This is a genomic window from Actinomadura graeca, from assembly GCF_019175365.1.
In the GTDB taxonomy this organism is placed as follows: Bacteria; Actinomycetota; Actinomycetes; order Streptosporangiales; family Streptosporangiaceae; genus Spirillospora; species Spirillospora graeca.
This window is the reverse complement of the sequence record NZ_CP059572.1, coordinates 7,947,832-7,970,966: the sequence shown is the minus strand read 5'-3', so window position 1 is coordinate 7,970,966 and position 23,135 is coordinate 7,947,832. Positions and strand designations below refer to the sequence as shown.

The window sequence follows — 23,135 nt, the reverse complement described above, 5'->3', positions numbered from 1 at the left end:
GGAACGTTCCCTGTGGTCGACGTCGACCGACGTCCGCTCCCGGCCAGCGGGAGCGCTTGCCGCCGAAGGGCGCCGTCACAGCGGTGACGGCCCTCAAGGGCGGCCGAATGTGGAAACGCTCCTTCTGTCCTAGCGAGTACCACATAGCTAGGATTTCACTGCTTCCCGCCATTACCCACCACGGGGGACGGTGTAATGCGGACCTTGTCGCGACTCCTGGCCATCTCCACCGAGGCCGGCCGGCCCGCGCCGGCTCCGGAGACCGCTGCGACCGACCTGGGACCGGACGGCACCGCCGCCCTGGTGCTCCGGCCGCACGACCATTCCTTCGCCGAGCCGGACCTGCTCACGCTCCGGGAGCGGGTGCTGACCGGGAAGGGGCTGTCGGAGCTGTCGGCGCCGTTCGCCGGTGTCGCCGCCGAGAACGGCGCGCTCACCGCGGCCACGGACTGGCTCGGGATGCGGCAGCTCTACGGGATCCAGGGTGAGGGATGGGCGGCCATCGGGACGTCCGCCCGTGAGCTGGGCCTCCTCGCGGGGCGCGGGCCGGACCACGAGGCGCTCGGCGTCTACCGGCTGGTCGGCCACTTCCTCGACCAGGACACCGCCTTCGACGGGGTGACGACGCTGCGCGCCGGGCACGGCTGGACGCTCGCGGACGGGAGGCTCACCGAGAACGAGATCCAGCCGGGCGACTTCCGCGCCGAGCGGGCCCCCTCCGCCGAGGAGGCGGTGCGGGAGCTCGCCGAGGTGCTGCGGGCGAGCATGGAGCACCTGCTGGACGAGTATCCGGACGCGGTCCTCCAGCTGTCGGGCGGCCTGGACACGCGGCTGGTGCTGGCGGCGATCCCCCCGGCCCGCCGGGTGGGGCTGGGGACCCTCACGCTGAGCGCGAGCGACAGCGGCGACGCCGCCACGGCCGCCCTGCTCGCCGAGAGGACCCGGATGCGGCGCGAGGTCATCGACCTGGCGGAGCTGGAGCGGCTCGACCCGCCCGAGGTGCACCGGCTGGTCCTGGAGGCGTCCCGGCGGCACGAGCAGATCCTCAACCCCCTGCACCTGGCGCTGCTCGACTGGGTCGAGGAGCGGACGGACGACGCGCCCCGCATCAGCGGGCTCGGCGGGGAACTCGCCCGCGGCATGTACTACCCGATGCAGCGCCAGCACCCGGGGGTCACGCCGAAGCTGGTCGACCGGCTGGCGAAGTGGCGGATCTTCAGCCTGGACCCCGTCGACGCCGCGTGCCTGGACCCCGTCTTCGCGCGCGAGTCCACGGCCGCCACCATGTCGCGCCTGCACGACATCTTCGGCGGCATCACCGGCGACTGGCTCTCGGCCACCGACGCCTACTACTACCGGCAGCGGTACCACCGCGCGGTCGGCGGGGTCATCACGAGCTCCTGCACCGAGCACACGGGGCTCAACCCGCTGCTGCATCCGCGGTTCGTCGCCATCGCCGAGACGCTGCCGCCGTCCGTCAAGCGCGGGTCGCGGTTCAACGCCCGGCTGCTCTCGGCGCTCGACCCGGACCTCGCGTCCCTGCCCATGGACACGGGCGTGCGCCCGTCGGCGCTGATGGCGCCCCGGCCGCTCGCCCTGGTCCGGACGGCGCGCGACAAGGGCACCAAGATCGTGCACAAGACCCGGCAGCGGCTGTCCCGCCGCGGCGACGCCGGAAGCGTCCACAGCGCGCTCGCGCGCTCGCTCGTGGCGCACTGGCGGTCGGAGCCCCGGCTGCTGGAGCCGGTCGCCGCGAGCGGGCTCGTGGACCTCGGGTGGATGGACCGCCTCCTCGCCGGACCGGACGTCCCCGCCCCCGCCACGACCGGGTTCATCGCCCTCCTGGAGGCCGCCCTTAGCCCAGGCTGAGCCTGCGTCACACCGGCCGGGCCGCAGCGCCGCCGGTGTCGCATGCGTCACACCGGGCCGACCTCGACCAATGGCGAGGTCGCAGCCTGGAACACGTGGAACTGGAGTGATCCGGCCTGAACTGTCAGACCCTGCCGGAATACTCCTGAAGGCGGCGGAGTTAAACCGTTCGCGAAAGTGTCAGTCTCTGCAGTATTTTGCTGCGGTATCCCCCGAGAACGTTCCCCCGGTCCCCGCGCGCCGCCCCGACGTGCGGACCCTTGACGATTGGAAAGAGAGTTGACCGCTCCCGCGTCACCCACGACGGCGGACGGCCCGAAGGAGGCCCCGGCCTCCGGCGGGGGCCTCGACCGCGGCGTGCTCGCGGTGGCCATGGTCGTCGTCCTCGGCGCGATCATGTCCATCCTGGACGTGACCGTCGTCAACGTCGCCATCAACGACCTCGCCCGGGAGTTCGAGACTCCCCTGTCCACGATCCAGTGGGTGGCCACCGGGTACACCCTGGCGCTGGCCACGGTGATCCCGATCACCGGCTGGGCGTCGGCGAGGTTCGGCACCAAGCGCCTGTACATGATCTCGATCGCGCTGTTCGTCGTCGGCTCGATGCTGGCGGGCCTCGCGTGGTCGGCCGAGTCGCTGATCGCCTTCCGCGTCCTGCAGGGACTGGGCGGCGGCATGATCATGCCCGCGGGCATGACGATCCTGACCCAGGCGGCCGGGCCGCAGCGGGTCGGCCAGGTGATGAGCATCGTCGGCGTGCCGATGCTGCTCGGCCCGATCCTCGGTCCCATCATCGGCGGCTACCTCGTCGACGACGTATCCTGGCGCTGGATCTTCTTCATCAACCTGCCCATCGGCGTCGTGGCGCTGCTGCTGGCCGCGCGGATCCTCCAGCGCGACACCCCGAAGCCCGCCGAGCGGCTGGACGCCATCGGGCTGGTCCTGCTCTCGCCCGGGCTGGCCTCGCTCATCTACGGCCTGGCCAAGGGCGCCGAGCTGAAGGACTTCCTCGCGGCCGACTCGCTGATCTACACGGCCGTCGGCGCGGTGCTCACCCTCGGCTTCGTGTTCCGCGCGCTCAGCGCCACGAACCCGCTGATCGACCTGCGGCTGCTCAAGCGCCGGTCGGTGCTGGCGGCCTCCGGCACGATGGTGCTGTTCATGGCCGCGTTCATGGGCGCGATGCTGCTGCTGCCGCTGTACTACCAGACGGTCCGCGGCGAGGGCGCGCTCGAGTCCGGCCTCCTGCTGGCCCCGCAGGGCCTCGGCGCGATGATCACGATGCCGGTCGGCGGCAGGCTGACCGACCGGATCGGCCCGGGCCGGGTCGTCCTGGTCGGGATGGTCGTCGTCGTGGCGTCGGTGTCGGGCTTCGCCTCGATCCTTGAGGCCGACGCGTCCTACTGGGCGCTCAGCGGGGTGCAGTTCGTCATGGGCCTCGGCCTGGGGATGACGATGATGCCCACGATGGCCGCGGCGATCCAGACCCTCGCGCACGAGGAGGTCCCGCGGGCGAGCACGATGCTGAACATCATCCAGCAGGTGTCGGCGTCCCTCGGCACCGCGCTCATCTCGGTGCTGCTGGCCAACAGGCTCGCGTCCAACCTCGGCGGCGGCGCCGGGGGCGAGATCGGCTCCACGCAGAAGATCCCGCCCGCGGTGATGGAGAAGATCGCCGGTCCGATGTCGGACGCGTTCCAGCACACCTACTGGTACGCGGCGGGCCTGCTGCTGTTCGCCTTCCTGCCGGCGCTGCTGCTGCCGCGCAGGAAGCCGGAGACCCCGGCGGCCGACGCGCCCATGCCGATGCACTGACACGCTGACGCCGATGCGCTGAGGCGCCGCCAGGGCGCTTCTGGCGCGTTCCAAGCCCCGGTCCGGGATCTCGTTCCCGGGCCGGGGTTTTCGCCGTTCCGGTCCTTGTGAGCGCTTGCGGGGCGTCCGCCCTGCGGTCGCCCCGGCCTGCGCCGCCGCGTCTCACCGGTCGCGGCGGTGGGATGGTACCCCGCCGGGTTCCGTCGCGGGATCAGACGAGGATGTGGTCGAAGTCACCGTCCTTGGCCCCGCCCACGAACGCCTCCACCTCCTCGCGCGTGTAGACGAGGACCGCACCTTCGGGATCCCGGGAGTTGCGCACGGCGATCTCCCCGGTGGGGAGTTCGGCCATCTCGACGCAGTTGCCGCTCGGATTGCTCCGCCGGCTCTTCTGCCAGACGAGACCGCTACGCCGGATGCCCGGCATCTGTTGGCCGTCCATCTTTGCCCCCTCAAGGCGTTCTCGGCCTCCATGCGGGAGACCTCGATCTCGCCCCACCCCACACAATGGTACGAGATGCACGTGCATTCGTTCTTGCATTCGTTCATGCAGACGGTCTTGCATCTGCACGACTTGGGGAGCAAGATAGCGAACCATCGCCGGTGCACCATCCGCTCGCCTCTGAGGTTTGACAATGACCCTTGACCAGGCAGACGACGTCGCAGCTCTCGCCGCCAAGGGAGGACGGCGGACGCGGCACGCCGCGGCCGCCCATACGACCTGGCCGGATTCGCCCCCGCACGCGCCCGCGCGCACCCACGCCCCCGCGGCGAGGCCCGCACCCGTGCCCGCGCCCGGGCTCCCCGGACTCTGGCCCACACCCCACGAAGGCGCCCCGCGGACGGCGCGCCGCGTCCTGCCCGCGGAGATGGGCGCCCCCCGGACGGCGCGCGACTTCGTCCAGGCCACGCTGCGCGAATGGGCCGTGGGCGGGGACCGCGAGAACGTCGTCATCGCCGTCTCCGAGCTCGTGACCAACGCGCTGCGGCACGGCATGGACGGGCTCCCCCGTCCGCTGCCGCCGTGCCCCATCCAGGTCGTGCTCCTCGGCCACCCGCGGCGCCTGGTCGCCGTGGTGAGCGACCCGGGCCTCCGGGTCCCCGAGCCGGTCGCGCCCGAGCCCGACCGGTTCGGGGAGGGCGGGCGCGGCCTGCTCGTCGTCGGCGCCGTCAGCGACACCTGGGGATGGGCGCGGCTCGCCACCGGCGGCAAGGCCGTCTGGGCGGCCTTCGACCTGCGGGTCAGCCCTCCAGCACCGCCTCACTGAGCGGAGGCGCCGGGACGGGGTGCGCCGGGTTCTCCAGCTCGCTGAGGAACTCGCGCGCCCAGCGGTCGACGTCGTGCTCGATGACGCGCCGGCGCATCGACCGCATCCGCCGCGCCTGCTCCGCGGGCTCGGCGTCCAGCGCCGCCAGCAGCGTGCCCTTGAGCCCGTCGATGTCGTAGGGGTTGACCTGGAAGGCGCCCCGCCTCAGTTCGGCGGCGGCGCCGGCGAACTCGCTGAGGACCAGGGCCCCGCGCATGTCGCGGCGGCATGCCACGTACTCCTTGGCGACCAGGTTCATGCCGTCGCGCAGCGGTGTGACCACCATCACGTCCGCCGCGAGGTAGAGCGCGGTCAGCTCGGCCCGGTCATACGAGCTGTGCAAATAATGGACGACCGGAAACCCGATCTCGCCGTACTCGCCGTTGATCCGCCCGACCTGCTGCTCGATCTCCTCCCGGAGCAGCTGGTACTGCTCCACACGCTCGCGGCTCGGCGTGGCGATCTGCACGAACACGGCCTGGCCCGGTTTCAGGTCCCCGTCGCCGAACAGCTCGCCGAACGCCTGGAGCCGCTGCGTGATGCCCTTGGTGTAGTCGAGCCGGTCCACGCCCAGCAGGATGGTCGCGTCGCCCAGGTCAGAGCGGATCTCCTGCGCCCTGTCCAGCACGTCCTCACGCTCGATCAGATCGTTCAGCTCGTCGACGTCCACAGAGATGGGGAAGGCGCGCGCGCGGACGATCCTGTCGTCCCAGTACACGTCGTGCCTGACGTAGCGCGCGTCCAGGAGGCGCTTGCAGAGGCGGACGAAGTTGGCGGCGGCGCCCGGCAGCTGGAACCCGACCAGGTCGGCTCCCAGGAGCCCTTCGAGGATCTGGCGGCGCCACGGCAGCTGCCAGAACAGCTCCAGCGGAGGGAACGGAATGTGCAGGAAGAAGCCGATCCGAAGGTCGGGACGCAGCTTGCGCAGCATCGACGGCACGAGCTGGAGCTGGTAGTCCTGCACCCAGACGATGGCGTTCTCCCCGGCGACCCGGGCCGCCGCCGCCGCGAACCGCTCGTTGACCCTCACGTAGGCGTCCCACATGGCCCGGTCGTAGACGGGCGGGGCGACGACGTCGTGGTACAGCGGCCACAGTGTCGCGTTGGAGAAGCCTTCGTAGTAGAGCTCGACCTCCTCGGCCGACTGCGCGATGGGGACGAGCGCCATGCCGTCCTCCTCGAACGGCTCCAGGTCCTCACCGGGCGCCCCGGTCCAGCCGATCCATGTCCCGTGCCTACGCCGCATCACGGGGGCGATGGCACTGACCAGCCCCCCGGGGCTGCGGCGCCATGCCGGCTCCCCGTCCTGTCCGATGATCCGGTCGACCGGCAGCCTGTTGGCCACCACCACGAACTCACTACCGCGCGACACCAGCGACCCGCCTCTCCAGGAAACCTTGGGACCACCATGCCCAGAAACGGTCATCAGGAACATCTTGTCACTTCGACGTAAAGACCAGATGTCAGAAAGACCGGGTGTCAGGAACTCGGGGCGTCCGCTCTGCGGGATTGGAGCGGGCCATATCCCTTTCGATGCAGGTGACCGTTGTTAACCGTTTTGTCACCTTTGGGTGATTTATGGCAGAAAGTTACTTTCGTCACAGATCACCGTCACAGATCACCGTCACGATGCCGTCCACCGTCCGGGGCGTGCCGCCCGGGGCCGGGACGACGCGGCCCCGCGCCGGGGCGGAACGGCCGCCGGCGCGGGGCGCGGTCGAGGCGGGGCGGGCCCCGCACGGGATACGGGATCAGGCCGCCGAGTGCCGGGGGGCGGCCTCCTCACGTCCGCGGAACAGCAGGGCGTCCACGGAGAACCGCCCGCCGCCCGCGAGGGCGAGCAGCACCGCGAGGGCGCCGAGCGCGAGCACCAGCTCGTACCCGCCCTTGTCGGCGAACAGGCCCTTGTCCATGTGGACGAACCAGAACGCGCCCGCCATGTCCACGGCGAGCAGCAAGCCCACGACCGGGAGCAGGACTCCCGCGATCAGGGCGATGCCCCCGACGAGCTCCACCCAGGTGGAGAAGGCGGCGGCCACGCCCGGCATCGGGATGCCGAGGCCGTCGAACATGGCGGTGACACCGGCGTGCCCCATGTCGTCCAGTTTCTGCCAGCCGTGCGCGATGAAGACCACGCCCAGCGCGAGCCTGCCGATGAGCAGGCCCGCGTCGGGCAGGAGGGGGTACCGGCGCGCGGGATGCATAGGCTCTCCTCTACTTGAAGGTTCAAATCTGAACGAACCTACGCCAGCGAGGTGGTTCAAATCCATACCATCTAGAATCTTTCACCAGATCAGAGGCCAACTAGAATCATCTTCATGACCGAAGCGGACGGGGGCGGGTCCCTCGACGGACGGGAACTGCGCGCCTGGGTGGCGTTCCTGGCCGCCGGGCACCTGATCGACCACGAGATCGAGCAGCAGCTGCGACGGGACGGCGGGCTCTCGCACCCCGAGTTCGAGGTGCTGGTGAAGCTGCGGATGGCCGAGGGCGGCCGGCTGCGCATGTCGGACCTGGCGCGCCAGGTGATGGTCTCCAAGAGCCGGCTCACCTACCAGGTCACGCAGCTGGAGCGGGCCCGGCTCGTCAGGCGCACCGGCTGCGAGACCGACCGGCGCTCGGTGTGGGCCGAGCTGACCCCGGAGGGCGCCGCCACGCTCGACCGCGTGCGGCCGGGCCACCGGCGGGTCGTCCGCGAGACCCTGCTCGACGTGCTGTCCCCGGAGGAGATCGACCTGCTCGGGGACGCCTTGAGCCGCGTGGCCGACCGGCTGCGGAGCCGGTAGGGGTGCGCGACTTCGGCGGCGTCGTCGAGCGCTCTCCGGCCCGGGTCGTCCGGCCGGAATCACCGGAGGAGGTGGCCGCCGCGGTCCGCGAGGCCGCGGTTCTCGGCCTGGACGCGGTGCCGCGCGGCCTCGGCCACTCCACGTTCGGGCAGTCGCTGACCACCGGCCTCTGCCTCGACATGCGCGGGCTCGCCGGGGTGACCGAGGTCGGCCCCGGCCACGCCGTCGCGGGCGCCGGCACGACCTGGCGGGAGGTGCTGGAGGCGACCCTGCCGCACGGCCTCGCGCCGCCCGTCCTGACCGACTACCTGGACGTGACGATCGGAGGGACGATCTCGGCGGCCGGCGTCGGCGGTTCCTCACATCTGCACGGGACCCAGGCGGACAACGTCCTCGCCCTCGACGTCGTGGCCGGCGGAGAGCCGGTGACCTGCTCCCCCGGTGTCCGGCCGGAGCTGTTCGACGCCGTCCGGGCGGGGCTGGGCGGGCACGGCGTGATCACGGGGGCGACGCTGCGGCTCGTCCCCGTCCCCGGCCGGGTCCTGTCCTGCACGATCCCCTGCCGCGACGCGGCGGACCTGCTGCGCGTCCAGCGGGAGGTCCGCGCCGACCACCTGTCCGGGCAGGTCAGGCCGTCCGAGGACGGGTGGGTGTTCGAGGTCAAGGCCGCCCTGTACTCGGGCGGGCCGCCGCCGGGGGCGGTGGAGGCCGAGCACCTGCCCTTCCTGGAGCACGCCGACCGGCTCCGCCCCGACGTCGAGGAACTGATCGGCCTGGGCGAGTGGGCGCGCCCGCATCCGTGGGGCATGGTCTTCCTGCCCGCGTCCCGCGCCACGGAGGTCATCGGGGCCACGCTCGCGTCGATGACGCCCGCCGACATCGGCCTCAGCGGCGTCGTCCTGGTCAAGGCGCTGCGCGTGGGGCATCTGCCGATGCTCGGCGCGCCCGCCGACCCGGTGCTGTTCAGCCTCCTGCGGACGGCCTCGCCCGGGTCGGCGGCGGTCGGGGAGATGCTCGCCGCGAACCGCGCCCTGCTCGCCCGTGCCGAGGCCGCAGGCGGCTCCCGTTACGCCGTGGACTCCGTCCCGCGCTGATCCGGCGGACCCGAACCCTGGCCGTCCCGGGCGCGGCCCCGCCGCGGGATCACTGGGCGAGGGCGATGACCTGCGCGCCGGGCAGCGCCGCGAGCGCCTTGCCCGGGACCAGCAGCTTGGACGCGCGCAGCCCGCTGCCGATGACCACGTGGGGGGCGGCGGCGACGGCCTCGTCCACCAGGACCGGCCAGCCGCCGGGGAGGCCGACGGGGGTGATGCCGCCGTACTCCATCCCGGTCAGCGCGGTCGCCTCGGCCATCGGCGCGAACGACGCCTTCCGGGCGCCCAGGTGCCTGCGGACGACGCCGTTGACGTCGGCGCGGCCGGTGGCGAGGACCATGCAGGCCGCGTAGGTGACCTCGCCGCCGCGCTTGGCCGCCACGACGACGCAGTTGGCGCTGACGTCCAGGGGGACGTCGTAGTGCTCGCAGAAGGCGGCGGTGTCGGCCAGCGCGGGGTCGATCGCAGCGACCTCCCCGCCGACCGGGCCCACGGCGGCGGCCACCGGGTCCGCGAGCAGGTCCGGGCGGTCCCCCGCCGGTGTCCAGTCGAGTGTTCCGACCATGCCTCTCCCTCGTCCCGTCCCGCCGGAGCCGCCGCGGCGGCGCGGTCCCGGGCCTGATCGCCGTCGTCCGCCGCGTCCCAGCCTGCCACGGTCAGGAGCCCAGGTACCGCAGGACGGCGAGGACGCGGCGGGCCGTAGCCGGGCCTTGGTGCCGTGCCGGGCGGACCACGCCTCCGTCCGGTCGAGGTCGGCGAGCCTGACCACCGGCAGCCGCGCCCAGCCGGTCCATCAGGTCGGTCGCCCAGCCCGCGACGCCACCGGCGCCGGGACGCCCGGCCGCGCACCGCACCCCCGCACTGCGGAAAACCACACCCCCGCCGCCCCGGCCAAGTCATGGCAAACGCCGCTGACCCCCCGCTATCGTGCGGTTGCGCACAACTGAAGGGGCGGCGAATGCGGGGGCGGACGGCGGCACGCGTGCTCCTCGTCGGCGGTTGCCTGGCCGTCCTGTTCGGGCCGTCCGGCGCCCCGGCCGAGGCGGACGACAAGGACGCGGCGGACGCCCGCGCCGTCTACTGCCTGGCACGCGACCATCGCGCCGGTCTCGCGGACGCGGCCGTGTCGCTGCGCCTGGCCACGGCCTCGCCCCGGCCCGGCCACGTCGTCGCGGACGGCGCGGACCTGGACCTGGACGCATGGCGCGCGAAGCACGCCAAGTCCTTCGAACGGGCGTGCAGGGCCTTTTACACCGCGTCCAAGGAACCGGCGGCCGCCCCCGGCGGGCCGGGCGGCGGGCTCGGGCTCATGGCGCTGGTGGCCGTCCTGCTGCCGGTCGCCGCCGGCGCCGCCCTCACCCTGCTCACCACCGAGTGGCGCGCCGCCCGCGACGCCGGCCGCCTGCGCGCGGACGCGCTGCGGAGCGCGGCCCGCGCGTTCGCGGAGGCCGCGACCGGATACGCGCAGGCGTGGACCGAGCACAGCATCGGCCCCCAGCCGCCCGACCGGGAGGTCGCCCGCGCCCGCGCGGAGCTGGACGCCCGGCTCCGCGAGACCGAGGTGCTGCGCCGCCGGTGGACGGCGGTCCCGGCCCTGCGCGCCGCCATGGCGTCCGGCCCGCTCGGCGCGGCGCTCGCCGAGGGCTGGCGGGACCTCGGCCCGGACGAGCGCCGGACCCGCGCCGAGGGCGTGCGGGACGCCGCCGACGACCTGGGCGCCGCCTGCGGGCGGACGGCGCGGGCGCTGGAGCGCCCCGGGCGCCGCCACGGCGCGATGAGGACATGAACGGAGGAGGAACGCGGTTGAACCCCTTTCCCGGCCTGGAGCCCCTGTGCCCCTGGGAGTCGCCCGAGCACACCGACCACTACGCCGAGGTCGACCATTCCAAGCCCGCGTTCGAGGAGTTCCAGAAGGCCCTCGCGGACGGCTCCAGGGTCGTGCGCCACGGCCTGGTCGTGCTCACCACGGGCGGCAGCGGATGCGGGAAGACGTCGCTGATGCACCGGTGCGCGGCGTGGGTCAAGGGCGCGCCCCCGCCCGGCCACGCCGCGCAGATCGTCGATCTCACCCGCGAGGGCCGGAGCGGCTGGGACAGCGAGCGCCGGGTCCGGCATCTGTTCGAGCGCCTCGCCGACGAGCTGGAGTCGCTGTTCGACGATGACGCCATGAGGATGCTGGACGAGCGGCGCGGCGACCCCGACCGGGTCGCGCCGGCGCTGTCCAAGGCGCTGCGGGCCGCGTCGGAGATCGCCGTCGTGCTGCTGCCGCCCTCGGAGGTGCCCGACGAGGTCGTCAGGATCGCCGGGCTCACCGGGAAGAGCATGCTCCTGCTCGCCGAGACCTCCGTCGAGCAGGTGGCCGCGGCGTGCGCGCACACGCTCGGCCCCGCGTGCGCGACCCCCGTCCCGCAGCTGCGCGTCGGCGAGCTGGCCGCCGAGGACGGATGGCGGTACGTCAGCCACCACTTCGCCCGGCACCGGCACCGGCACGGCGGCGGCGCGTGGCGGGACGTCACCGAGGACACGATGCGCACCCTCGTCGAGAAGCGCGGGCGGATGTCGGTGAAGGAACTCCAGATGCTCCTGCACGGCAAGTACCAGGAGATCGCCGACTCGGGGCAGGCGAACGGCCCGGACCTCACCTTCGAGGACTTCAGCGAGTACTACTTCCGGACGGCGCGCGGGATATGAGCCGCGGCAACCCGTTCCCGGCGGCGGCGGTCGCACGGCTGTCCGACACGGCCCTCAACACGATCACGATCCCCACCCAGGCCGTCCAGCGCGCGCTCGGCTTCGTCGACGCCTACCTCGCGGGCGACCGCGCCGGGGGCGGGTCCGCGTCCGGCAACGTCATCGCCGTCGTCGGCGAGTACGGCACCGGCAAGACCCACCTGGCGCTGGAGATCATCCGCCACATCTCCCGGCCCGGCGACGCCCACGTCCGCCACCTGTACCTGGACGCGCCCGCCGACACCTTCCTCGCCCTGTACCAGCAGCGTTTCGTGGTCGAGCTGTCCAAGACCGACGTGCGCGCCCGCGTCGGCGAGTACTACGCCGACATCGTCGCCGCGTCCCTCGGCCGGTCGGAGCTGACCCAGGAGGCGGCCCGGCGGCTGCGCGAGCGCGAGGTCGACGCGGAGGACGTCGTCAGCGGGCTCGGGCTGATGGAGAGCGACCTGCTCCGCGATCTCCAGGAGCGCCTCCGCGTCGTCACCGAGAACGACGCGTTCGGGACGGCGCTCACGCTGTTCCTGCGCCCGGAGTTCGAGGACGCGGTGTGGGAGTGGCTGCGCGGCGTCCCGCCCGACCGCGTCCTGGTCGAGCGGGGCATCACCACGGCGATCGACACCGACACCGCCGCGCTGGAGGCGATCGGCGTCTTCGCCCTCCTGCACGGCGGGCAGAACCGCCGCTTCGTCCTGGTCATCGACGAGCTGGAGAAGGTCCTCTCCCCGCCGCACCCGCCCGCCGCCGACGCGATCCTCGCGTTCAAGAAGCTTTTGGAGATCTTCACCGGGGCGCGCGCCTTCCTGGTCCTGTGCGGCCTTCCCGACTTCCTGGAGGCCCTCCCGGAGGACGCGCGGCAGCGGATCGGATCGATCGTCCGGCCGTCCGCGCTCGGCCTGGAGGAGACCCGCGCGTACATCCTGGACGCGCAGGAGCGCGCGGGCGCGGGCCGCACCCTCGGCCCGTTCGACGACGACACCCTCGCCTACCTGGTGGAACTGGCCGGCGGGACCGCACGCAAGATCATCAAACTCTGCTACCACGCCTACCAGAACGCCGCCGCCGCGGGCACCGCGGTGACCCGCCCGATGATCCGCGAGGTGGCGCGCGAGCAGTTCGAGCTGACCAGCCGCGACGACGTGCGCGCCGCGATCGCCCGGGTGCTCGACGCCGGCGGCTGGCTGTTCGAGACCGACCACGCGCCCGGCGGCCGCAGGGACGCCCGCGCCGACTTCTGGGTCCCCGAGGGCGAGGACGGCTCCGGATGCGCGGTGCTGCTCAGCGACTCCGTCCTGTACGAGCAGCAGGTCGACGGGCTCGCGCGGCGGGCCGAGGCCATCCGCGGGGACGATACGGCCCGCGCGGTGCTGATCGTCGTCAACGGGCACCTCGCCGACGCCCTCGCGCCCCGGCTCGCCGGGACGGGCGACCGGCCGCCGCTCGTCTACAGCGCCCGCCGCTTCGCCGAGGACTTCGACGCCGCCGTCAAAGGGATCATGCAGCGGCTGGAGAGGGCCGTCCACGAGGACGCCCTGACCGCCCTGCGCGACCGTGTCGAACGCCTCGGCCGCCAGCAGGCGCTCGTCCTGGAGACGGTCACCGAGCTGCGCCCGGCGCTGCACCACCTGGAGAACGAGCTCGTCGGCCAGAAGGCCCTCCTGGTGGAGGGGCGGGAGCTGTACCAGGCCACCCTCGCCAGCGCCGAGCGGAGCGCCGAGATGATCCGCGCCCTGGGCGACATGCCCGTGCCGCAGGTCACCGAGCCCGCCCCGGCCGAGAGATCCGGCCGCAGGAGGCTCAGGGGCCCGCGGCCCGAGGACACGCCGGACGAGGCCGCCGAGGCGGAGGAAGGCGGGCAGGACGGACCGCTGCCGCCGCGGATCGCGGTGGAGTTCGACGTCACGATGGGACTGCTGGAGAAGCTCGACGTCCTCGCCCGCGACTCCGAGCGCCGCTTCAGCGAGGGCAGGCTCGTCGAGGCCCCCCGCTTCTCACGCGACGCGGTGACGGCGCTGGGCGTGCGGGCCGCGCTCCAGTCGGCGGCCGAGCAGTTCCGGGCGGCGGCCGAGCGGTGGTTCGCCGAGTCCTGGCCGACCGACGACTCCAGCGGGTTCGTGGGTCTCTGCGAGACCTACGACGACACCTACCTGGCGCTGCCCGTGCACACGCTGCCCGCGCTGCTCGCGCGCAGGCCGGACGGCAGCACGCCGCTCCAGCCGCGGCTGCGCCCGGCCGACGTCGAGGGGCCGGACTCCCTCCTGTTCAGCCTCGGGCCGCGGGTCTACAGGGCCCTCCAGGCGGAGATCCGCGACCTCCCGGACGAACCCCGTGGAGACGGGGCCTAATCCGGCGGCGGGACGGCGCGCGCGAGGGCATGCGATGGCGGGCGCGGCGGCGGGACGGCGCGTCCGGCGAGGTGGGAGGCGCGTCCCGCGAGGTGGGAGGCGCGTTCCAGCTCGTCGTCGAAGGCGATGACCGTCATGTCGGGGGACGCGGGCTCCGGGCGGACCAGCAGGTAGGGGACGCCGCCGCGTTCGGCGAGGTAGGCGGTCCCGTCCTCGCCGTGCTCGTAGAGCCGGGCGCCGGTGAACCGGGCGAGCACCTCGTCGTGCGGGGCGGTCTCCTCGCGCATGGGGTCATTCCCGCATCACCGCGTGTCGCGGCCCTTGCGCCGGGGTGAAGGCGCGCCCAACTCCAGGCGTCCGCCGCCCGCGCCGCGTCGGCCGCCGCACGTCCTGCCACGGCGGGGGCCTGATCACCCCGGATTCAGCGGTCAGTGAAACCGGAGCCGCCCGCCGTATGGTCGCCAGGACGGCCACGCGTCCCGGATCTCCCAGGCAGCAGGGGTTCTGGCCCCTGGTTGGGCCTGGTTTCGGACACCGGCCCCGCCGCGACTCGCGCAAAGAATCTTTTCTGATCGACTTTTCCGTTAAGACCCTTTCTTGTAGCGTTCGCAGCGTTTTGTGAAGTGAATTCATGATCGGACTTTCCCGCCACAAGATCATGTAAGGACGCCGCGATGCCCATGGCGACAGGCTTGGCCGCGGCCGTGCTCCTCGGTCTGCTGACGCTGCTGGCAGCCGCACGGCGCGGCCGGCGCCGCCACCGCTCCCCCGACGCGCATCCCGAGTCGCTGACGGCCGTCCTCGATCCGGGCGACGAGGAGTACCTCGCCTGGCTGGCCGACCACCACTGGCCTGCCGACGAGTACCTCGACCTGGAGCAGGAGTGGCGCGGTGAACTGGACCCCGGCGGCCCGTCCGAGGACTACGAGTCCCCGATGTGCCCCCAGTGCAATCTCCGCCGCGAGGACGTGTGGCCCTGCCCGCAGTGCGGCCGGCTCCTGCACTCCTCGTGCGGGCACGGGATGCGGCGGCGCCGCGTGGACCGCCCGTACCGCACGCACAGCACCAACCCCGAGGCGGTCATCGCGGAGTGGATCTGCACGGGATGCACTTCCGTCGTCGGCCTCGACGTCGACCACGGCGACGAGCCGGACGGCGGGCTTCTGCACTGAACGTCCCTAAATGCCCGATCTTGCCGTGATCCACACACCGCGCAAGGTAAAGAATTCCCCATCCACTTGCATATTTCGGACGAGCGACGGCAGGCTTCAACTATGTCCTTAATCACTAGGGACACCGTGGAGGAACCCGTGACCGCTCAACCCCGGCCGATCTGCCCGCACCAGCCGCCCTGCCCGACCCCGGACGCGCTGGACCGCGAGGCCGCCCGCACCGTCGCCAACCACCCCGAGCAGGGGTGGAGCCTGCTCTGCAACGGCATCGTCGTCTTCGAGGACACCGGCGAGCTCCTGCCCGACGGCCGCGTGATCGCACCGCACCGTCCGACGACGGCCGCCTAGACACCGGCGGCGCCCCGCCCTCCCCCCGCGCGCAACGGCCACCTCCCCCCGACCGCGCCCGTCCACCCTTTGCGCCGCGCCCACCCTCACTGCGTCGCGCCCGCTTTCTTTCTGCGCCGCGCCCGTGCCAGGTCCGGTCGCACACTCGCCGAGTCCCTCGCGGATCCCCGCCGCCCCGCCCGATCCCGGGCCCGCACTCTGGGCGATCATGCCCTCACCCTGCGCGATCTTGTCCGAGCCGGTCGGTATCGTGCCGTTGCCGCACGCCCGCCCGCGCGCCCGCCGCATCGCCTGCGCCGCCGCCCGCGTGTCGTGGCACCGCGGCGCGAGGATCGCGTCAGCCTGGGGAAAGGGGGTCCGGACGGCCCGAGCCCGCCCGCGCCCGCCCGGGGGGCACGGCGGACCGATCGTCTCCGTCGTTCCGCATGTCGGGGCTCCCATCCGCTAGATCATCCAGGTAGCGTTCAAGTGTTTTGCTCCTTACGCAAGAATCATGTGGAACTCGACCGCGAAAGGACGGGGTGGTGTGATCACAGTCCTGGTCCTCGTATCACTGGTCGCCCTGTTCGGCCTGTGCCTGCCCAACCTGTTCCGGCCCATGGCGTCCCCCCTGCCCGAGACCGCTCCCCCCGTGATCCCCGCCGTCCACCCCGAGTCGATGACCGCCGAGCTCGACCAGGGCGACGAGGAGTACCTCGCCGGCCTCGCCGACGAGCTCTGGCCCGACGACGAGTACCTGGAGATGGAGCCCAGCGACGGCGAGGAGGAGCCGGGCGGCAGCGGCATGCTCCGCGACCGCTAGGCGGCCGTCAGGGCGCGTCGAACAGGGCGCTCACGGACTCGCCGTCGTGGATGCGCCGGACGGCCTCGGCGAGCGCGGGGGCGATCGAGAGGATCTTCAGCTTGCCGTCCCCGTCGGGGACGGGCACGGTGTTGGTGCAGACGATCTCCAGCACGTCGGGCTGGGCGGACAGCCTCCGGAGGGCCCCGGCGGCGAACAGCCCGTGCGTGCAGGCGACCCGGATCGACCGGGGGCCGAGCTCGCGCAGGCGGTCCAGCAACTCCAGGACCGTGCTGCCCTTGGCGATCTCGTCGTCCAGGACGATCAGGTCGCGGCCCGCGACGTCCCCGATGACGGCGCTGATCTGGACGCGGTCGTCGGCGAAGCGCTGCTTGGCCCCGGCCGCCACCCGCACCCCGAGGAGCCGGGCGAAGGCGGCGGCCTCCTTGGCGTTGCCGAGGTCCGGGGAGACGACGGTCGTCCGCGACAGGTCGTACCGGCGGAAGTGCTCGGCCAGCTCGCGCAGCGCGTGCAGGTGGTCGACGGGGACGGAGAAGAAGCCGTGCACCTGCGGCGAGTGCAGCGTCATCGCCAGCACCCGGCCCGCCCCGGACGCGACGAGCAGGTCGGCGACCAGGCGCCCGCCGATGGAGATGCGCGGCGCGTCCTTCTTGTCCGAGCGCGCGTAGGCGTAGTGCGGCATCACGACGGTGATCCGGCTCGCGGACGCGCCGCGCGCCGCGTCGCACATCAGCAGCAGCTCGACGAGGTGCTCCTGGACGGGCGCGACGAGCGGCTGGACCAGGAACACGTCCCGCTCACGGCAGTTGGCCTGGAGCTGCACCTCCAGGCAGTCGTTGGCGAACCGGTCGACGCGGACCGGGCTCAGCGGGACCCCGAGGTGCGCGCACACCTCCGCCGCCAGGCCGGGATGGGCGCTCCCGCTGAACACGACGATCTCTCGCACCGGCGGCCCCCAAGTGATCGACTCCGGCCGGGGCCATGCTAGTGCCCGCCGTCCCGGAGCGGCCGGCGTCAGGACGCGGCCAGAGGGGTCCGGCGGGCGTGGACGACGCGGTGGGTGATCCGCCAGCCCTGGGGGGTGCGGGCGAGGACGTCCCGGTAGGTGACGCTCGCACACGTGCCGTCGGCGCGGACGCCGAGGCCCTTGGACGTGGCGCGGGCCCCGCCGCCGGGCGTCCCGGCGATGATCACGTTGGTGACGTGGTGCGCGACCGGGTTGCCGTCGCCGAGGGCCAGCGCGGCTTCGCGGAGGGCGTCGAGGCCGACGATCGGGCCGGAGCCGAGGTCCGTGACGTCGTAGGTGACGTCGTCGGTGAAGACCTCGCCCATGCGGCCGAGCTCCCCCTCGTCGACGAGATGGCCGTGGGAGGCGATCAGCTCGGCGATGGCCGTGCGGTCTTCCTGGGTGAGCGGCATGGCGGCGTCCTCCGGAAATAAATGGGGAGTTCCCCGTTTACGTTAACGGGGAACCCCCTCCGGGGCAATCGCGCCCGCGCTCACGCGGCCGGCGCCCCCTCGCCGAGGGGCCGGCCGGTCTCCAGCAGCGTCTTCAGCGCCGAGACGATCTCCGGCCAGCCGCCGCCGACCATGCCGCGCAGCGTCGGCCCGGCGTCGGCGTGGGTGACCGTCAGCTTCACCGTGCCCTTCCCGTCGAGCTGCTCGATCTCGAAGGTGACCTTGGAGCGGCCCTCGGCAGCCAAGTCCGCGCGGACGTCCTCGCCCACGCCGGCCGCCTCCGCCCACTCCGGGGTGAAGGTGTGCCAGGTGTAGGACAGGCGGCGGTGCGGCTCGGACTCCAGGACGACCTGGTCCGGATCGGTGATCGTCACGCCACGCTCCGTCCAGGCCATCGCCGAGCCCGGCCGCCAGTCGGTCTCGAAGGCCGCCCCCCAGTACCGGCTGGTGAAGGCCGGATCGGTCAGGGCCTGCCAGAGCCGCTCCGGCGTGGTGTCGATGTAGATCGTGTAGACGAACGGGCCGTCCGGCATGGGGGCCTCCTCAAGAGCGGTCTTCAGGTCGGCGAGCACCTGGACCCGCGCGCGGTCGTACCGGCTGATCCAGCGCTCGGCTATGGCGTTGATCGGGACGGCGTTGAGATGGTGCAGCTTCTCTCTGCCCCGCCACACCGTTGTCACCAGATTGGCGGCCTCCAGCACGGCCAGGTGCTTGCTGACCGACTGCCGGGCCATGTCCAGCCCGGCGCACAACTCCCGGAGGGTCTGCCCGTTCCGGGCGTTGAGGCTGTCCAGCAGCCTGCGGCGGCTGGGATCGGCCAGCGCCTTGAACACCTCGTCCATCCTCGTCCCATCAACATGCAGCCGTTCGGCTGCATGAGTGACTATAGGCAGCCGTACGGCTGCATGTCAAGGCGGCGGCAAAGCACCGGCGCGCCAGGACGGGCCGTCGTAGCATCGTCCAGGGGCCGTCCTCCGCGACACCGCGCAGAGAGCAGACATGACAGCCGCAGTCGAGCAAGCCGACCATGGTCGCCACCGGGCCTCGGAGGCAGGGCCGTCGGTCCCGCGCATGGTGCTCGGCGCCCAGCTGCGGCGGCTGCGCGAGGCGGACGGGTACAGCCTGGAGGATGCCGGCGCCGCGCTCCGCATGCCCGAGGACTGGATCAGCGGGCTGGAGGTCGGGCGGATCCGGCTCCGGCTCCGCGAAGTCGCCGACCTGTGCACGGCGTACGGGGTCACCGACCATGCCGCGCGCGCCACACTGCTCGGCCTCGCCCGCCAGGCGAACGTCCCCGGCTGGTGGTCGGCCTTCCAGGACGTGATCCCGCCGTGGCAGGAGCCCTACATCGGGCTGGAGCAGTCCGCGAGCGTGATCAGGACGTACGAGACGCACGCCGTCCCGGAACTCCTGCAGACCACCGACTACGCCCGCGCCGCGCAGTGCCGCGGCCTGCCCCGGGCCACGGCGGACCGCCTCGTCCGGCTGCGGGCGCGGCGGCAGGGCATCCTGCACCGGTCCCCGCCGGTGCGGCTCTGGGCGGTGATCGACGAGGCGGCCCTGCACCGGACGTTCGGGAACCGCTCGGTGGCGTTCGCGCAGCTGGAGCACCTGATGGACGCCTGCGACCTGCCGCACGTGACGCTCCAGGTGGTGCCGTTGAACGCGCAGGCGCCCGTGGTGCCCGGAGGCTCCTTCACGCTGCTGCGCCCGCCCGAGCCCGAACTGCCGGACGTCGTGTACCTGGAGCGGCTCAACGGCGCCGTGTACCCCACCGATCCCGAGGCGGTGACCTGCTACTGGCACGTCATGAACTGGCTCGTGGTGAAGGCGGCCCCCGCCCGCGCCACGCAGTCGATCCTCCTGGGCCTCCTCCGCGACCTGTAATAGCCACAAACGGCTACGAACATCGTGAATCGGGGCGTTCACCACCCTCCCGGACTGCCATGACCGGCGCACAGAACGAGACAGGACAGCTCATCAGGGCGGCGCGCCCCCGGACGTCCGATACGCCTGGCAGCATGACGATAGAGACCATGGTCCGCAGGCACGGACAATGAGGACGACCAGACATGACCGACGACAGCGCCCGGCCCACGGGGCCGGAAGACTTCATCGCCGAACTCAACGCGTTCTACGAATCCTGCAACCGGCCTCCCTACCGTAAGCTCGCCGAGACCTCCGAGCACCTGGGCGAGCTGTACGGGAGGCGCGGCCTTCCCGTCCTGTCGGCGACCGCGGTGTTCGAGGTCCTGGCGGGCCGCCGGAAGCGGGTGCCGACCTCGGCCTGGGTGGCCAGCTTCATCCTGTGCTGCCAGCGCCGCGCCTGGGAGACGGGCGTCCGTTCGTCCGACCCCGGCATCAGCACCCTCCCCCACTGGCAGTCCCGGCTCCGCGCCGCCCAGGGGCCGCCCTCCGCCCCGCCGTCCGCACCTCCACCGGACGCCACGGAGACCGGCGGTCCCCCCGGCCTGATCCCCGAACCCCGTGTGGCGGGCACCGTCCCCGCGCCGGAGGCCCCGCGAGGACGGGACTTCGACCGGGCCGCGGACGGGCCGGGCGCACCGGGCGCGACGGTGCCGGTGCGGCTGACGGTGTCGCAGCGGGCGGCGGTCGCCGACTACGGGGAGCACGGGCGGGAGCTCGTCGAGCGCGCGGCGGAGGGTGACGCCGACGCCGTCTACCGGGTGGCGGTGCTGATCGGCACCGACTCGACGCGGGGCCCCGAGGCCGTCGCGCTGCTGATCGAGGCCGCCGCGGGCGAGCACCCGCAGGCCCTCGACCTGCTGGACGCCAGCCCCAACGGGCTCGACCACCATCAGGCGGCGCAGCACGCCTTCCGGCTCGGCGAGGCGGCGGCCGGGGCCGGCGCGCCGGCGACGGCGCTCGCCTACTACAAGGCCGCGGTCGGAGGCGGGCTGCTGGACGCCGCCTTCAAGATCACCGAGATCCTGCAGGGGACCGGGGCCGCCCTCGCGGACCCGTCGTGGTTCGCGCCCGCCGGGGGGCCGGAAGGCGCCTGACCGTGCCAGGCGACGGCTGATCGAGGTGCGGGCGGACGTGAGGGGGACCCCGGCTAGGGCTTGCGGCCCAGGCCGCCGAAGGCGTCGACGGCCTCCGGGGGCTCCCCAACCGTCACCTCGGGCCGCCAGCGCGTCACCGAGACGACGCCGGGCTCCAGCAGCTCCAGCCCGTCGAAGAACCGGGTGATCTGCTCGGGGCTGCGCAGGACGAGGCCCGCGTTGCCCGAGGCGTTCCACACCTCCACGATCCGGTCGGACGCCTCGCCATGGACGACGTTCGTCCCGTCGTACATGGCGAAGTAGCTGCCGGAAGGCAGCCCGTCCAGCAGCCGCCGCACGATCGAGTAGGCCTCGTCGTCGTCGGTGATGAACTCCAGGATGCCCATCAGCGTCAGCCCGATCGGCCGGGAGAAGTCCAGCGTCCCGGCGGCGGCCTCAAGGATGTGGCCGGGATCGCGCAGGTCGGCGTCGATGTAGGCGGTCGCGCCCTCGGGGGTGCTGGTGAGCAGCGCCTGGGCGTGGGCGAGGACGAGCGGGTCGTTGTCGACGTAGACGATCCGCGACTCGGGCGCCGCCCGCTGGGCCACCTCGTGGGTGTTGTCGACGGTGGGCAGGCCCGTCCCGATGTCGATGAACTGGCGGATGCCGGCCTCGGCCGCCATGTGCCACACCACCCGGTTGAGGAAGAGCCGGGACGCGCGCGCGAGCCGCGCCACGTCCGGCAGCATCCCGAGGATCTGGTCGCCGACCTCGCGGTCCACGGGGTAGTTGTCCTTGCCGCCGAGCCAGTAGTTCCAGATGCGCGCCACGTGCGACACGGTGGTGTCGATCTCCGGTTCCGGACCCTGGTCGCTCATGCGCGCCTCCCCTGCTCGCGGTGTCACCGGTGGTGTCCATCCTCACCCCGCGGCGCCCGCGGGGACAGGGCGGACACGTCCCGCCGCCACAGTCGGCCATTTCCCCCTCACACCGCGTTTCAGTCCTCGTCCACCGCGGTCGCGGGCGCCGCCCGCTATCCGAGGAGCTGGCGGGCGATGACCAGCCGCTGGATCTGGTTGGTCCCCTCGTAGATCTGGGTGATCTTGGCGTCGCGCATCATCCGCTCGACCGGGAAGTCGCGGGTGTAGCCGTACCCGCCCAGCAGCTGCACCGCGTCCGTCGTCACGTCCATCGCCACGTCCGACGCCAGCGCCTTGCACGCCGACGAGACCAGCGTCAGATCCGCCACCCGCTCCCCGCGCATCGCCCGCTCCGACTTCACCGCCGCGTGGTAGGTCAGCTGCCGCGCCCCCTCCAGCCGCATCGCCATGTCCGCCAGCATGAACCGCACGCCTTGGAAGTCGCCCACCGGGCGCCCGAACTGCCGCCGCTCCCGCACGTATCCCAGCGCGAAGTCCAGCGCCCCCTGCGCGATCCCCAGCGCCTGCGCCGCGATCGTGATCCGCGTGTGGTCCAGCGTCGCCAGCGCCGTCTTGAACCCGGTCCCCTCCGCCCCGATCATCCGGTCGCCGGGCACCCGCACGCCCTCCAGCACCACCTGGCGCGTGGGCGACCCCTTGATCCCCAGCTTGCGCTCCTTCGGCCCGAAGGACACGCCCGGGTCGCCGGCCTCCACCACGAACGCCGAGATGCCCCCGGCGCCCTTCTCGGGATCGGTCACCGCCATCACCGTGTAGTACCGCGACTCCCCCGCGTTGGTGATCCAGGACTTCACCCCGTCGAGCACCCACCCGTCGCCGTCGCGCACCGCCCGCGTCCGCATCCCGGCCGCGTCGGAGCCCGCCTCGGCCTCCGACAGGGCATAGGAGAACATCGCCTCCCCCGAGGCCACCGGCCCCAGGTACCGCTCCCGCAGCTCCGGCGACCCCGCGAGCAGCAGCGGCACCGTCCCCAGCTTGTTCACCGCGGGGATCAGCGACGACGACGCGCACACCCGCGCGACCTCCTCGATCACGATCGCCGCCGCCAGCGCGTCCCCGCCGACGCCCCCGTACTCCTCGGGCACGTGCACCGCGTGCAGCCCGTGACCGACCAGCGCGTCCAGCGCCTCCTGCGGGAACCGCGACTCCTCGTCCACCTCGGCCGCGAACGGCGCGATCTTCGCCTCGGCCAGCTCCCGCACCGTCGCCCGCAGCAGCTCGTGCTCCTCCGACGGCGCGTACATGGGAAAGTCGCTCATCATTCCTCCGCGGGGCCACGTCGGGGCGTATTACTTGGACGACCAATATTTGGACGCCAAAATAATCGAGCCCTCCGCGCCCCGTCAAGCGCCGCGACCACCCCCGCACGCGGCTCACTTTCCTGGCCAAAGCCGGACACATACCGGTATCGGCCCAGTCCAGTGACGACTGATGTGCCCAGAGTTACCGTCATTTGTGCCGGTCACGCC

At 72.8% G+C, this 23,135-nt stretch carries 23 protein-coding genes; 13 read left to right on the top strand and 10 right to left on the bottom strand.

Features of this window, described 5'->3' with window-relative positions; all coding sequences use genetic code 11:
• Positions 1-204 precede the first annotated feature (204 nt).
• Entirely contained in the window at positions 205-1,869 is a 1,665-nt protein-coding gene (locus AGRA3207_RS35530) for an asparagine synthetase B family protein (protein WP_231331653.1), read from the top strand.
• Between the two features lie 279 nt (positions 1,870-2,148).
• Complete coding sequence (locus AGRA3207_RS35525; protein WP_231331652.1) at positions 2,149-3,684, top strand: DHA2 family efflux MFS transporter permease subunit; 1,536 nt, start codon at positions 2,149-2,151, stop codon at positions 3,682-3,684.
• 211 nt (positions 3,685-3,895) lie between these two features.
• On the opposite strand, the gene AGRA3207_RS35520 is transcribed toward AGRA3207_RS35525, so the two are convergent.
• On the bottom strand, positions 3,896-4,126 hold the full coding sequence (locus tag AGRA3207_RS35520; protein ID WP_231331650.1) for a DUF397 domain-containing protein: 231 nt from the start codon (positions 4,124-4,126) through the stop codon (positions 3,896-3,898).
• Between the two features lie 193 nt (positions 4,127-4,319).
• Here AGRA3207_RS35520 and AGRA3207_RS35515 point away from each other — a divergent pair, with 193 nt between their 5' ends.
• Positions 4,320-4,952 (top strand): ATP-binding protein, encoded by a 633-nt coding sequence (locus AGRA3207_RS35515; RefSeq protein ID WP_231331649.1) that lies wholly within the window; start codon positions 4,320-4,322, stop codon positions 4,950-4,952.
• On the opposite strand, the gene AGRA3207_RS35510 is transcribed toward AGRA3207_RS35515, so the two are convergent.
• Positions 4,927-6,363: an alpha,alpha-trehalose-phosphate synthase (UDP-forming) gene (locus AGRA3207_RS35510; RefSeq protein WP_231331648.1), complete on the bottom strand. Its 1,437-nt coding sequence runs from the start codon at positions 6,361-6,363 to the stop codon at positions 4,927-4,929. The genes AGRA3207_RS35515 and AGRA3207_RS35510 overlap by 26 nt on opposite strands.
• Positions 6,364-6,742: 379 nt before the next feature.
• Positions 6,743-7,195 carry a DoxX family protein gene (locus AGRA3207_RS35505; protein ID WP_231331646.1) on the bottom strand — a complete coding sequence of 151 codons (453 nt, stop codon included), beginning with the start codon at positions 7,193-7,195 and terminating at the stop codon, positions 6,743-6,745.
• A gap of 114 nt (positions 7,196-7,309) precedes the next feature.
• On the opposite strand from AGRA3207_RS35505, the gene AGRA3207_RS35500 reads away from it, so the two are divergent.
• Both AGRA3207_RS35500 and AGRA3207_RS35495 read left to right on the top strand, forming a co-directional pair.
• Entirely contained in the window at positions 7,310-7,777 is a 468-nt protein-coding gene (locus AGRA3207_RS35500) for a MarR family winged helix-turn-helix transcriptional regulator (RefSeq protein WP_231331645.1), read from the top strand.
• Between the two features lie 2 nt (positions 7,778-7,779).
• Positions 7,780-8,871, top strand: coding sequence for an FAD-binding protein (locus tag AGRA3207_RS35495; protein WP_231331644.1), 1,092 nt, complete (start codon positions 7,780-7,782; stop codon positions 8,869-8,871).
• A gap of 49 nt (positions 8,872-8,920) precedes the next feature.
• On the opposite strand, the gene AGRA3207_RS35490 is transcribed toward AGRA3207_RS35495, so the two are convergent.
• Positions 8,921-9,436, bottom strand: coding sequence for a YbaK/EbsC family protein (locus AGRA3207_RS35490; protein ID WP_231331643.1), 516 nt, complete (start codon positions 9,434-9,436; stop codon positions 8,921-8,923).
• A 393-nt stretch (positions 9,437-9,829) separates the two neighbouring features.
• Between AGRA3207_RS35490 and AGRA3207_RS35485 the strand changes: the two genes are divergently transcribed.
• The 3 genes from AGRA3207_RS35485 to AGRA3207_RS35475 are packed head-to-tail and all read left to right on the top strand — an operon-like array spanning position 9,830 to position 13,943.
• A complete protein-coding gene (locus AGRA3207_RS35485; protein ID WP_231331642.1) occupies positions 9,830-10,657 on the top strand; it encodes a hypothetical protein in 828 nt (275 codons plus the stop codon).
• Positions 10,658-10,674: 17 nt separating this feature from the next.
• Positions 10,675-11,562 (top strand): hypothetical protein, encoded by an 888-nt coding sequence (locus tag AGRA3207_RS35480; RefSeq protein WP_231331641.1) that lies wholly within the window; start codon positions 10,675-10,677, stop codon positions 11,560-11,562.
• A complete protein-coding gene (locus tag AGRA3207_RS35475; RefSeq protein ID WP_231331640.1) occupies positions 11,559-13,943 on the top strand; it encodes a P-loop NTPase family protein in 2,385 nt (794 codons plus the stop codon). Before AGRA3207_RS35480 ends, AGRA3207_RS35475 begins: the two co-directional genes overlap by 4 nt.
• Here the strand turns inward: AGRA3207_RS35475 and AGRA3207_RS35470 are convergent.
• Entirely contained in the window at positions 13,940-14,230 is a 291-nt protein-coding gene (locus AGRA3207_RS35470; RefSeq protein ID WP_231331639.1) for a hypothetical protein, read from the bottom strand. The genes AGRA3207_RS35475 and AGRA3207_RS35470 overlap by 4 nt on opposite strands.
• 393 nt (positions 14,231-14,623) lie before the next feature.
• Here AGRA3207_RS35470 and AGRA3207_RS35465 point away from each other — a divergent pair, with 393 nt between their 5' ends.
• From AGRA3207_RS35465 to AGRA3207_RS35455, 3 genes are all read left to right on the top strand, one after another.
• Positions 14,624-15,115 carry a hypothetical protein gene (locus tag AGRA3207_RS35465; RefSeq protein ID WP_231331638.1) on the top strand — a complete coding sequence of 164 codons (492 nt, stop codon included), beginning with the start codon at positions 14,624-14,626 and terminating at the stop codon, positions 15,113-15,115.
• A 159-nt stretch (positions 15,116-15,274) separates the two neighbouring features.
• Entirely contained in the window at positions 15,275-15,463 is a 189-nt protein-coding gene (locus tag AGRA3207_RS35460; RefSeq protein WP_067462513.1) for a DUF5999 family protein, read from the top strand.
• Between the two features lie 526 nt (positions 15,464-15,989).
• Positions 15,990-16,265: a hypothetical protein gene (locus AGRA3207_RS35455; RefSeq protein ID WP_231331637.1), complete on the top strand. Its 276-nt coding sequence runs from the start codon at positions 15,990-15,992 to the stop codon at positions 16,263-16,265.
• A gap of 7 nt (positions 16,266-16,272) precedes the next feature.
• On the opposite strand, the gene AGRA3207_RS35450 is transcribed toward AGRA3207_RS35455, so the two are convergent.
• From AGRA3207_RS35450 to AGRA3207_RS35440, 3 genes are all read right to left on the bottom strand, one after another.
• A complete protein-coding gene (locus AGRA3207_RS35450) occupies positions 16,273-17,211 on the bottom strand; it encodes a ribose-phosphate diphosphokinase (protein WP_231331636.1) in 939 nt (312 codons plus the stop codon).
• A 68-nt stretch (positions 17,212-17,279) separates the two neighbouring features.
• On the bottom strand, positions 17,280-17,684 hold the full coding sequence (locus AGRA3207_RS35445; RefSeq protein ID WP_231331635.1) for a nuclear transport factor 2 family protein: 405 nt from the start codon (positions 17,682-17,684) through the stop codon (positions 17,280-17,282).
• Positions 17,685-17,764: 80 nt separating this feature from the next.
• Positions 17,765-18,565: an ArsR/SmtB family transcription factor gene (locus AGRA3207_RS35440; protein WP_231331634.1), complete on the bottom strand. Its 801-nt coding sequence runs from the start codon at positions 18,563-18,565 to the stop codon at positions 17,765-17,767.
• Between the two features lie 157 nt (positions 18,566-18,722).
• Between AGRA3207_RS35440 and AGRA3207_RS35435 the strand changes: the two genes are divergently transcribed.
• Positions 18,723-19,610, top strand: a complete 888-nt coding sequence (locus tag AGRA3207_RS35435; RefSeq protein ID WP_231331632.1) for a helix-turn-helix domain-containing protein — start codon at positions 18,723-18,725, stop codon at positions 19,608-19,610.
• A gap of 185 nt (positions 19,611-19,795) precedes the next feature.
• Positions 19,796-20,746 carry a hypothetical protein gene (locus AGRA3207_RS35430; RefSeq protein WP_231331630.1) on the top strand — a complete coding sequence of 317 codons (951 nt, stop codon included), beginning with the start codon at positions 19,796-19,798 and terminating at the stop codon, positions 20,744-20,746.
• A gap of 53 nt (positions 20,747-20,799) precedes the next feature.
• Here AGRA3207_RS35430 and AGRA3207_RS35425 read toward each other — a convergent pair whose 3' ends face one another.
• Positions 20,800-21,603 carry an SAM-dependent methyltransferase gene (locus tag AGRA3207_RS35425; protein WP_231331628.1) on the bottom strand — a complete coding sequence of 268 codons (804 nt, stop codon included), beginning with the start codon at positions 21,601-21,603 and terminating at the stop codon, positions 20,800-20,802.
• A 155-nt stretch (positions 21,604-21,758) separates the two neighbouring features.
• Entirely contained in the window at positions 21,759-22,925 is a 1,167-nt protein-coding gene (locus AGRA3207_RS35420; RefSeq protein ID WP_231331626.1) for an acyl-CoA dehydrogenase family protein, read from the bottom strand.
• Between the last annotated feature and the right edge of the window lie 210 nt (positions 22,926-23,135).

Bases quoted from the DNA above. Each gene is read 5' to 3' on its own strand.
- AGRA3207_RS35430 (WP_231331630.1), top strand. From the start codon at position 19,796: ATGACCGACGACAGCGCCCGGCCCACGGGGCCGGAAGACTTCATCGCC.
- AGRA3207_RS35500 (WP_231331645.1), top strand. From the start codon at position 7,310: ATGACCGAAGCGGACGGGGGCGGGTCCCTCGACGGACGGGAACTGCGC.
- AGRA3207_RS35520 (WP_231331650.1), bottom strand. From the start codon at position 4,126: ATGGACGGCCAACAGATGCCGGGCATCCGGCGTAGCGGTCTCGTCTGG.
- AGRA3207_RS35435 (WP_231331632.1), top strand. From the start codon at position 18,723: ATGACAGCCGCAGTCGAGCAAGCCGACCATGGTCGCCACCGGGCCTCG.
- AGRA3207_RS35420 (WP_231331626.1), bottom strand. From the start codon at position 22,925: ATGAGCGACTTTCCCATGTACGCGCCGTCGGAGGAGCACGAGCTGCTG.
- AGRA3207_RS35465 (WP_231331638.1), top strand. From the start codon at position 14,624: ATGGCGACAGGCTTGGCCGCGGCCGTGCTCCTCGGTCTGCTGACGCTG.
- AGRA3207_RS35425 (WP_231331628.1), bottom strand. From the start codon at position 21,603: ATGAGCGACCAGGGTCCGGAACCGGAGATCGACACCACCGTGTCGCAC.
- AGRA3207_RS35485 (WP_231331642.1), top strand. From the start codon at position 9,830: ATGCGGGGGCGGACGGCGGCACGCGTGCTCCTCGTCGGCGGTTGCCTG.
- AGRA3207_RS35475 (WP_231331640.1), top strand. From the start codon at position 11,559: ATGAGCCGCGGCAACCCGTTCCCGGCGGCGGCGGTCGCACGGCTGTCC.
- AGRA3207_RS35515 (WP_231331649.1), top strand. From the start codon at position 4,320: ATGACCCTTGACCAGGCAGACGACGTCGCAGCTCTCGCCGCCAAGGGA.
- AGRA3207_RS35505 (WP_231331646.1), bottom strand. From the start codon at position 7,195: ATGCATCCCGCGCGCCGGTACCCCCTCCTGCCCGACGCGGGCCTGCTC.
- AGRA3207_RS35470 (WP_231331639.1), bottom strand. From the start codon at position 14,230: ATGCGCGAGGAGACCGCCCCGCACGACGAGGTGCTCGCCCGGTTCACC.
- AGRA3207_RS35490 (WP_231331643.1), bottom strand. From the start codon at position 9,436: ATGGTCGGAACACTCGACTGGACACCGGCGGGGGACCGCCCGGACCTG.
- AGRA3207_RS35445 (WP_231331635.1), bottom strand. From the start codon at position 17,684: ATGCCGCTCACCCAGGAAGACCGCACGGCCATCGCCGAGCTGATCGCC.
- AGRA3207_RS35440 (WP_231331634.1), bottom strand. From the start codon at position 18,565: ATGGACGAGGTGTTCAAGGCGCTGGCCGATCCCAGCCGCCGCAGGCTG.